The sequence below is a fragment of the Aequorivita flava genome (assembly GCF_038742595.1).
Taxonomy (GTDB): Bacteria; Bacteroidota; Bacteroidia; order Flavobacteriales; family Flavobacteriaceae; genus Aequorivita; species Aequorivita marisscotiae.
The window spans coordinates 66,175-78,171 of sequence record NZ_JBANCF010000013.1; the positions used below are offsets into that span (position 1 = coordinate 66,175).

An 11,997-nucleotide genomic window follows, 5' to 3' on the forward strand; every position below is an offset into this window, starting at 1 on the left:
TTTCTTAATTATGAAAAAATTAACACTTCTCTTATTAGTGTTAAGCGCGATGCCTATTCAACTTTGCGCACAACACAAAAATCCCGAAAAAGAAAAGGAAGTAGCTCAATACGCTACAGAGTCTTCAACCATTTCGCTAAATCAACTTATTAAACAAAAAAGTAATACGTATGTTATTACGCAAGAACACGTAAGCCGCTTAAGTGGTATACGCCACGTTTATTTACGTCAGGCTATTAACGGTGTGGAAGTATTCGGTACCGAATCTAGTGTACATTTAGATAAAACCGGAAAAGTTCTGATGGAGCACAATTCCTTTTTAAATGATGTAAAGGCTACACTCAAAGGTAGCTCGCAAGGAATTTCAGCAAGACAGGCTATTACTTCTGTAGCCGGCCAAATGGGTTATAAGATTTCAAACCTACAAGAATTGCAAAATAAAGGTGGAAAAAATAAAGCCGCCGTATTTAATAAAGCTGGAATATCATTGGTAGATATACCGGCAAAATTAATGTACTATTATAGAGAAGGAGCTGGCACCCAACTAATTTGGGAACTTTCTATCGCAGAAACAACGTCAACCGATTGGTGGAATTTCCGCGTAGATGCTTCAACCGGAAAAATAATAGATAAAAATAATTGGACCGTTTCCTGTAACATTATGGATAAACATAATGAGCATTATCACGGTGAAAACGCAGTAAATTATACTACATTAATTGGTCCGATTACCGAAATTGAGGCCAGTTATATTTACGATGAAACACCTAAAAACCTAATCTCGGAAGTACCCGAAGCACTCGCGAGCGGATACCGGGTTTACGCAATGCCTGTTGAGTCTCCTAATCACGGTGCACGTTCCATGCAAGTTGATCCTGATGACGCGGTAGCTTCTCCTTTTGGATGGCACGATACAGATGGGGTAGCGGGACCAGAATTTACAGTTACCACAGGTAATAATGTAGATGCTCATAAGGGTATAGATCGCCCCGACGGAACAGCAGCATTAAACTTCGACTTTCCTATAGATTTAACACAAAACCCAGCTTTAAATACAGCGCCATATATAACTAACTTGTTTTATTGGAACAACATTATGCACGATGTACTGTATCAATATGGGTTTGATGAGGCTAGTGGAAACTTTCAGGAAAACAACTACTTACGCGGAGGGCTAGGATCAGACAGTGTAAATGCCAACGCTCAAGCGCCGGGTAACTGTAACGCTAATTTTGGTACGCCGGTAGATGGTTCTAACCCTACAATGAATATGTTTTTATGTAGCAATTCAACTCCAGCCCACGATGGCTCGTTAGATGCAGGCGTGGTAACTCACGAATATGGCCATGGTGTTTCTAACAGACTAACCGGTGGTGGTGGTAACGTTAGTTGTTTAAATAACGCAGAGCAAATGGGTGAAGGTTGGAGCGACTTTTACGGCTTGTTATTAACTATTGAACCTGGCGATACAGGTACAGATGCCCGTGGTGTAGGAACCTATTTATTAGGTCAACCAACAACTGGACCGGGTGTAAGAACCCAACGCTATAGTACCGATTTTGCTGTTAACAATCATACTTACGATGATATAAAAACCATGGCAATACCTCATGGTGTTGGTGAAGTTTGGGCAACGATGCTTTGGGATATGACTTGGGGCATTATAGCAACAGTTCCTTTTGATCCCGATGTTTATTATGGTAATGGAGGAAATAATGTGGCATTGGCCATTGTTACCGAAGGTTTAAAACTACAACCTTGCAGTCCTGGGTTTGTTGATGGTCGTGATGCTATTTTAGCTGCAGACCAAGCCTTATATGGCGGTGCCCATGTCTGCGCTATTTGGGAAGCTTTTGCAAGAAGAGGTCTAGGCTTTAGTGCGAGTCAAGGTTCATCTAGCAGTACAACGGACGGTACAGAAGCATTCGATTTACCACCAGGTTTTTCAAACTTAGATGTTATTGACGAAGTATGTATGTCCGCAGGAATTCAAACAGGATTAACCGGTGGAAGCCCTACGGGAGGTCATTATACTGGTTCGGGTGTAACAGATGATGGTAACGGTACTACTTTTACCTTCGACCCAACTGTTGGAGGTCCAGGCTTGGTAACTGTTACCTATACCGTAAACGACCCTTGTACTGGCAATCCAACAACACTTACCGATGATATAAATGTAACTAACGATCCACCTGTAATAATATGTAGAGGCTCTGGCGCGATTCCAATGACTGGATCGAGCTCAGATAGTCCTGGCTTGCCGATTCCAGATAATAACCCAACAGGCGTAACCGCGACAATGAATGTTACAGAAAATGTAACTATTACCGATTTAGATGTAGATATAAATATAAGCCACACTTGGGTAGGTGATATAATAGTTACATTAAAATCACCTGCAGGAACAACAGCCACAATTATAGACAGACCGGGAAGAACCACCAGTGGAGCAGGTTGTAGTAGAGATGATATTGATGCTACTTTAGACGATGAAGCTGCGACACCAGTTGAAACCGAATGTGCTACGGCAACGCCAACTATAGATGGGTCCTTTATACCAAACAATCCACTGTCTATTTTCGATGGTGAAAATACGGCTGGTATTTGGGAAGTTACCGTTTCAGACAACGCAGGTGCAGATACCGGAACATTAAATTCTTGGGCTATACATTATGACTATGAAGAATTAGCCCCAGTTTTAGATGTTACATTAGATGCTACTGGGAATGCAACGGTGAACGCAGCCGACTTCCTGCACAGTGTTACCGTAGATTGTGGAGGATATACAGTATTGGCCGGAGCTCCGTTGGGTGCAACCGTTAGTTTTACTTGCGCAGATATTGGTATGAATACCATCCCTGTTGAAGTTACCAATGATAATGGCGCTACTTCAACTTGTTCCGCACTTGTAAATGTAATAGGAGTAGCGGTTCCGAGCACTTTAACCTGTCCAGCAGATATTACCCAAAACAATGATCCTGGCACATGTGGCGCAAATATCACGGTGCCTATGGCAGTATTTGGTGCTGGATGCGGGTCTGGTAGTTGCATTCAAGTTGATGATATTGAAAGTTATACCCTAGGGCCAATTTTAGGTCAAAATGCAAATTGGGAAACTTGGACCCCAGGTACACCATCAGAAAGTGCCGAAGTTTCAACAGACCAAGCCCAAAGCGGAACAAAAAGTGTTAAAATTACTGGAGTTCCCGCCGGAGGACCGGTAGATCAAACCTATAGATTAGGCAATCTAGCCAGTGGAGTTTGGGAAGTAAAATATTCCATGTACATCCCTGTAGGCAATTCAGCATTTACCAACATTCAAAAATCTGAAACTTCAGGTACTGAATGGGCACATCAAATTCAATTTAACTCTGATGGAACAGCAAATTATCAAGTTGAAAATACGCTAAACCCATTTGTTTACCCACAAGGAGGCTGGTTTGAAGTTATGTTTTACATCGATTTAACAAATGATACCTGTGAGTTTTTTATTGATGGAACATCAATTATTACACACCCTTACAGTTCATTTAGTACCGGGATCGGAGGTTTAAGTACTATTGGTTCTATAAATTTTTTCCCTAGAACTAACGAATTTGGAACTGATCCAAATCCAACCGCCACTCCATTGTTTTATATAGACGACCTAAGTTTATGTGTTGTTCCTATTAATGATTATAACAATACAGCAGATGCCAGTGATACATATCCAGTTGGAAGTACAAACGTGGTTTGGACAGCCATAGATCAAGCAGGCGCTAGTTATTCCTGTACTCAAGTAATTACTGTAAATGATGTAGAGGATCCGGTAATTTCTTGTCCAGCCAATGTGATTGTTAATAACGATCTAGGAAGTTGTGGCGCTATAGTTAATTATACTGCGCCTACAGCAACAGATAATTGTGGCGTTGCCAATACTTGCACAACCGAAGATTTTGAAACTTATGTATTGCCAACAGGAACTTCTGAAGTACTACCGGGAGTTACAACTTTAGATGAAAACACCGTTGCAAATGGGCAGGGTCCAGGTCTTGTTCAAGATGGTTGCGTATATCAAGTTCCATCCGGGTATTTTCAATGGAACGCCGCGGGATATTTTGGACAGGTAAATAAAAATATTGTAGGGAATACGACCAATACAATGAACCTTATATACGATACTCCGGTACACTCAGTTAATTTTAATCTTAGTGCATTTAACGGCTTTGCCGACACTGCCACGATAGAAGCTTTTGATACCGGAGGTGTTTCGCTTGGAGTAGTAGGTCCTGTGGCAATTCCGGATGCTACACCCGTTCCGGTTTCTTTTGCTATTCCAGGTATTAAAACTATTACAATCGTCGGATCACGGGGGTGGACTCCGTTGCTTAACGACCATGTATTTTGTTTTAGTAGCGTACTTGTTCCCGTACAGACCGCAGGTTTACCTAGCGGAAGCAATTTCCCAGTAGGAACAACTACAAATACATTTGTTGTTACCGATGGTGCTGGAAATTCAGCAACTTGTAGTTTTGATGTAACAGTAAACGATACCGAAGCGCCAACTGCTAGTTGTGTTGCACCCTTTACTTTACAATTAGATGTTAATGGAGATGCAAGTATTACTGCTGCAGATATTGATGCTGGAAGTACAGATAACTGCGCCATTGCGTCAGTAAGTATCGCGCCGAGCAACTTTACTTGCGCAGATGTAGGACCAAATACAGTAACACTCACCGTAACCGATACTAGCGGAAATGTTTCAACCTGTACAACTATTGTAACTGTTGAAGATAATGTGGCACCAACTGCCGTATGCCAACCATTTACCGCCCAATTAGATGCCACAGGTAATGTAACAATTACTGGCGCCGACGTTGACGGTGGGTCTGCCGATGCCTGTGGAATTGCTTCACTTTCAGTTTCCCCGAACGCATTTACCTGCGCAGATGTTGGACCGCATACGGTAACACTCACCGTAACCGATGTAAACGGCAACGTTTCAACCTGTACAACAACGGTCACCGTTGAAGATAACGTTGCCCCGGTTGCAAACTGTGCTGCTCCGTTCACCCTTCAGTTGGATGCTTCGGGTAATGCAAGTATTACCGTTGGCGACATTGATGCCGGAAGCACCGATGCCTGTGGAATAGCAACGACAACAATTGATAAAATGAATTTCACCTGCGCCGATGTAGGTCCGAATACGGTAACACTTACTGTAACCGATGTAAACGGCAATGTGTCAACGTGTACAACAACGGTTACCGTTGAGGATAGCATTGCGCCAACAATTATCTGCCCGGCAGACATAACCGCCAACACAGATGCGGGAGATTGTTTTGCAACGGTAACCTTTGTTACTCCGGTGGCTTTCGATAATTGCGGCATTGCAAGCGTCGTCCAAACAATGGGCGATCCAAGCGGAAGCAGTTTCCCGGTTGGCGTAAACACCATTGAATTCACCGCGACCGATGTAAACGGAAACACCAGCACCTGCAGTTTTACCATTACCGTAACGGATAACGAACCACCCACTATGGTCTGCCAGAATATCACCATTCAACTTGATGGGGCCGGTAACGCAACAATTACCCCGGCAGATGTTGATGGAGGTAGTTCCGATAACTGTGGAATAGCGACTTCATCAGTAAGTCCAAGTACGTTTGATTGTAGCGATGTTGGTACCAACAACGTGACGCTAACGGTGACCGATGTTCACGGAAATACGTCAACCTGTACCGCAATAGTAACCGTTGAGGATGTTACGGCGCCAGTAGCTGTTTGCCAGGACATCACGGTAGCGCTTGATGCGTCCGGAACTGTAACCATCGCAGGAATAGATGTTGACGGCGGAAGCACCGATGCCTGTGGCATTGCGAGCTACGACCTCGACATAGATACTTTTGATTGTTCAAATGTTGGTGACAATATTGTAACATTAACAGTAACCGATGTCAATGGAAACACGTCAACTTGTACCGCTACGGTAACTGTGGAAGACAATACCAGCCCGGTGTTAGTGTGTCAGGACTTCACCCTTGAACTTGGTGCCGATGGTACTGCCGTTCTTGACCCAAGTGATGTGATAGCCTCTAACGATGACGCCTGCGGAATCTTTGCCTCGGCAGTAGATATTACAAACTTTAGCTGTGCCGATATAGGAGCGCCAATTACGGTTCAAGTATTTACAATGGATGTAAACGGCAACCTAGCAACTTGTACAGCGCAAGTTACAGTGGTAGATTTATTAGCGCCGGTTATTACCTGCCCTGCAGATCAGACCGTTGATCCGGGACCTGGCAACATTTTCTATATCCTTCCAGATTACTTTGCAACGGGTGAAGCTACAGCAATAGACAACTGTACAGATCCGGTTACGTTAACCTCTCAGAGTCCGGCGGCAGGAACGCCGCTCGCCGATGGTACGTACACCATTACATTTACTGCAGAGGATGCATATGGAAATGTTTCAACTTGTGATTTTGAACTTATCGTAGAAAGTGTATTGGGTGTAGGCGATAACAACGCAAATATTGGAAGCGTGCAAATGTATCCAAACCCAGCTAAAAACACAGTAATGATTGGAAACCCACAAAGCCTTTCTCTCGAAAATTTAAACATATTCGATATTAGAGGAAGAGTAGTGAAAACAATAGACCTAAGGAATATGGGCTCCGAAAAGGCTATTGATATTTCTGAATTAGCTGCGGCAACCTATATTGTAATAATAGAAGGTGAAAACGGCAGAATAACCAAAAGGCTTATAAAGGAGTAAGCGCTTAATTTTAATTTAATGGGAAACCCTTCCGAATTTATTCGGAAGGGTTTTTTAATATGCTTATTTCTACACGCTTAACAGTGCTTGTAAGGGTTTTAACTTGCTTTAATAATTTTTTTAAGGATATATGATGACATGTTAACTTTTTTTTCGATGTAATACTATAACCAAATTATTAATTCCTGTCAATTATGAAAAATATACTCCTTCTTCTTCTATTCTCTTTCAGTATTTGTACCAATATACAAGCCCAAACCATCACTTGGACAGGCGCAATAGATGCAAATTACAGCAACGTCAATAATTGGAATCCAGCACAAGTGCCAACGGCCGTGAATGATGTTATAATACCTACAGCTAGTAATGTAGATGTAAATATCGACGCCTCCGTGAAGTCTATAACTATTCAAGGTACAGCGGTAGTTAACTTATTCAGTAATTTAACCTTTACTTCTCCTTCCTCTTCAGATACGGGCAGTGTAGTGAACTGGATTAGTTCTAGCATTTCGGGGGGAAGTACTTTTACGAATAATGGAACCTTCAATTTAACCACAACGAGCAATAAAAGCATAGTGGGCTCAACCACTATTAATAATGAAGGAAATTTCAATATTACAACTAGTGGCGATTTGTATATTACAGATGGCATATTCAATAACCAACTCTCGGGTGTAATAGATCTGCAGGAAGCAAATGGAAATATTACCTATTCAGGAGGAGGCAGTCATACATTAAACAATTATGGCCGAATAAAAAGAACAACCAATACGGGCACCGTTTATATTCAAACAGTTCTAAACAATAACAATGGGGTAATAGACGTAGAAATAGGTGACCTTATTTTAAACAGTCTTGTCCAAAATTTAACAGATGGAACTTATAATGTAAATGCCGGAAGTGTTTTACAATGGGGTTCTAACGCTACTTTAGCAGGTACCTTATCGGGAGTATTGGACGGAGAAATTGATTGGATCAATACCGTAACAGTGGCATCTGCTACAACAGCAACTTTTAATTTTACCGGAAATAGTGGTGTAAGCTGGTCTAATGGTGATCTAACTGGAGGTGGGACCTTAATTAATAAAAGTATAATTTTCTTACCCGGCACGAGTAATAAATCTATTTTCGGACTTACAAACCTAAATAATGAAGGTGATTTCAATATTACCGGCAGCGGCGATTTGTATATCACCGATGGGGTTTTTAACAACCAAATTTCCGGAGTTATTGATATGCAGGCAAACGACGGAAATTTTACCTATTCCGGTGCGGGTTCCAGAATATTAAACAATTCGGGGCTTATAAAACGAACTGCTACCACAGGTAATGCTCGAATCAATAATATCTTAAACAATAACGGGGGTACAATACGTGTAGAAACTGGTAACTTAATACTCGATGGTCTTGAAAATTACCTCAATAGCGGCACTTATAATATATTTAATGGAGCTATATTACAATGGGCGTCTAATACGTATTTAACGGGAACACTAACCGGTAATTTGGATGGTGAAATTAGCTGGATATCTAATGTGTTGGTTGCCAATCCAAATTCTGCCACCTTTGATTTTACTGGACCCAATGGTGTAAATTGGTATTCAGGTACCTTAAACGGTGGAGGCACTTTAATAAACAAAAGCCTTGTTTTTCTTACCAGTACTAACAACCGAATAATTACAGGACTAACAATTTTAAATAATGAAGGAGTTTTGGAAATTAAAGACAGTGGAGACTTGTATATTTCGGATGGTATTTTTAACAACCAAAATTCGGGTGTTATTGATTTGCAAGCAGCTGCTGGTAATATTACCTATTCCGGAGGTGCTTCAAGAGTGTTGAACAATGCAGGCCTTATTAAACGAACAACAACCTTGGGAGACGTAAAAATTGGCACCATTTTAAATAATAATAACGGAACCATATCTGTGGAAACTGGAAACTTAATTTTAGAATCGCTCGATAATAATTTAACAGATGGTACATATAATGTAGCTTCGGGAAGTGTTTTTCAGTGGGCGTCTAATACAATTTTGACGGGAACACTATCAGGGGTTTTAAATGGGGAGATAGCTTGGACAAGTTCGGTAACAGTGCCTGCTTCCATCTCAGCTACTTTTAACTTTACAGGAAGTAGTGGTGTACATTGGTCTAACGGAATACTTACAGGAGGTGGCACCCTAATAAATAAGAGTCTTATTTTTCAACAAACCACTAGTAACAAGCAAATTGTTGGACTCACAAATTTAAACAATGAGGGACTTTTCAATATAATGGGTAGTGGAGATTTATACATCTCTGATGGGGTTTTCAACAATCAAACTTCGGGCATTTTAGATTTACAAACAGCTGGGGGTAATATTTATTATTCTGGAGCCGCGTCACGGGTGCTAAATAATTTTGGACTCATAAAAAGAACAACAACCCCTGGAGATGCAAAAATTGGTGTTCTTCTAAATAATAATGACGGCACCTTAACCGTAGAGACTGGTAATTTAATTTTAGAATCGCTAGACAATAATTTAACCGATGGTACATATAATGTAGCTGCCGGAAGCATCTTGCAATGGGCATCAAATACTAATATTGCAGGAACTTTAACAGGTCTCTTAAATGGTGATATTTCTTGGATTAATACGGTAACAATTCCCGTTTCAACTACTGCAATATTTAATTTTTCGGGAACTAATGCGGTAAATTGGAGCTCAGGAAATCTTACAGGGGGTGGAACCTTAATAAACAAAAGTGTTATCTCTAGATCGACAACTAGCAATACTTCCATTCTTGGACTTACAACGATTAACAACGAAGCGAATTTCAATATGACGAGCTCAGGTGATCTTTATATTTCCGATGGTATTTTCAACAATCAGACTACTGGGGTTTTAGATTTTCAAGTAGATGCTGGAAATTTCACCTATAGCGGAGGTGGATCAACAGTCCTCAATAATTACGGCTTGATGAAAAAATCTGGAGGCACTGGATCTACTTATATTTATACCGATACCAAAAACTTTGGCAGTATTGATGTACAGTCTGGTACCTTCGATTTTGCAGATTCCGATCCATTTTCAAATAAAGTAGCTGGAGTCATCAAAGGGGTGGGTACAATTAATATTTCCAACACACCCAATTATACCAATGAAGGTATCTACGCCCCCGGTGCATCTCCCGGGAAATTGACCTTTGTGGGAACATATATCTCTGATGCAACTTCAGTTTTAGATATTGAAATAAACGGTTTAACACAAGTAACAGAATACGATTTGTTGGAAATTGTTGGAACCAATGCAGTTTTTAATGGCAGTGTAAACCTTTCCTTAGGATTTGATGCCAGTGTAGGCGATTCGTTTACCATCGCTACGGTGAGTGGAACTATCGCTACTAAAAATTTGCAATCTCCTATTTATGCCGACTTTGGTTGTAAGCAACTTACTTTTAATATTACTTATCCGGGCGATAATGCGGTAGTGCTTACAGTTACTGAGAAAAAGGATGTTATTCCGCCAGTAGTTATAACTCAGGATATTAGCGTGCAATTAGATGCTTCAGGAAATGTTTCAATAACGCCTTCGCAAATTGATAATGGATCTACCGATAATTGTACACTTCCCGCAAATCTAATTTTTAGTTTAGACCAAACCAGTTTCACTTGTGCCAATTTGGGCAGTAATACAGTTACACTTACAGTAACAGACGAAGCAGGCAATTCTGCTTCTGCTACTGCAATTGTAACGGTAGAAGATAATCTTCAGCCTATTCTGCAAGTTCAAAATATTACCGTACAACTGGATTCTAACGGGGATGCCACAATTACAGCCAACGATATTGATAACGGTACAACTGATAATTGTACAATTACTTCCCTAAGTATCGATATAGACACATTCAATTGCTCAAATATTGGCGCCAATACGGTCAATTTTTCTGCCGAAGATCAAAGTGGAAATATTTCTACAATTTCAGTAACAGTAACTGTAGAAGACAATATTGCGCCAACGGCGGTCTGCCAGAACATTACAGTTCAGTTAGACGCTACAGGAAACGCTACTATCGCAGCAGCCGATGTTGATGGCGGTAGTAGTGATGCCTGTGGCATTGCCACTATGAGTGTTTCTCCAAGCACTTTCACCTGTGCAGATATAGGCCCGAATACGGTTACATTAACCGTAATCGATGTTAACGGCAATTCAAATACATGCACTGCGGTAGTTACTGTAGAAGACAACATTGCGCCTACGGCGGTCTGCCAAAACATTACAGTTCAGTTAGACGCTACAGGAAACGCTACTATCGCTGCAGCGGATGTTGATGGTGGTAGTAGTGATGCCTGTGGCATTGCCTCTATGAGTGTTTCACCAAGCACTTTCACCTGTGCTGATATAGGTCCAAATACGGTTACATTAACCGTAACCGATATAAACGGCAATGTTTCTACCTGTACTGCGGTGGTTACAGTTGAAGACAATGTCTCACCAACGGCGGTCTGCCAAAACATTACAGTTCAGTTAGACGCTACAGGAAACGCTACTATCGCTGCAGCCGATGTTGATGGTGGTAGTAGTGATGCCTGCGGCATTGCCTCTATGAGTGTTTCACCAAGCGTTTTTACCTGTGCTGATGTAGGTCCAAATACGGTTACATTAACCGTAACCGATATAAACGGCAATTCAAATACATGCACTGCGGTAGTTACTGTAGAAGACAACATTGCGCCAACGGCGGTCTGCCAGAACATTACAGTTCAATTAGACAATACAGGAAACGCTACTATCGCTGCAGCCGATGTTGATGGTGGTAGTAGTGATGCCTGTGGCATTGCTTCTATGAGTGTTTCTCCAAGCACTTTCACCTGCGCCAACATAGGACCCAATACGGTAACACTCACCGTAACCGATGTAAATGGCGACGTTTCAACCTGTACAACAACGGTTACCGTTGCGGATAACGTTGCGCCGGTTGCAACCTGTGCCGCACCGTTCACCCTTCCATTGGATGCTACGGGTAATGCAAGCATCACCGTGGGCGACATTGACGCCGGAAGTACCGATGCCTGTGGCATTGCGAGCGCTACGATAGATAAATCCACGTTTACCTGTGCTGATGTTGGCTCGAACACTGTTACACTCACCGTAACCGATGTAAACGGCAATGTTTCTACCTGTACAACAACGGTTACGGTAACCGATCCGCTATCTGCCTGTAATCAATTTCCTGTGGCCGTATGTCAACCCGTAACC

The 11,997-nt window shown here is 41.6% G+C and carries 2 protein-coding genes; both read left to right on the plus strand.

The features are described 5' to 3' along the window. The first annotated feature begins 10 nt into the window (after nt 1-10). Complete coding sequence (locus tag VZD24_RS13280) at nt 11-6,757, plus strand: M36 family metallopeptidase (protein WP_342687900.1); 6,747 nt, start codon at nt 11-13, stop codon at nt 6,755-6,757. Between the two features lie 194 nt (nt 6,758-6,951). Beyond that, a partial coding sequence (locus VZD24_RS13285) for a beta strand repeat-containing protein (protein ID WP_373693833.1) occupies nt 6,952-11,997 on the plus strand: 5,046 nt, incomplete at its 3' end.

Excerpts from the sequence above, each read along its gene's own strand:
- VZD24_RS13280 (WP_342687900.1), top strand. The coding sequence starts at position 11 with ATGAAAAAATTAACACTTCTCTTATTAGTGTTAAGCGCGATGCCTATT.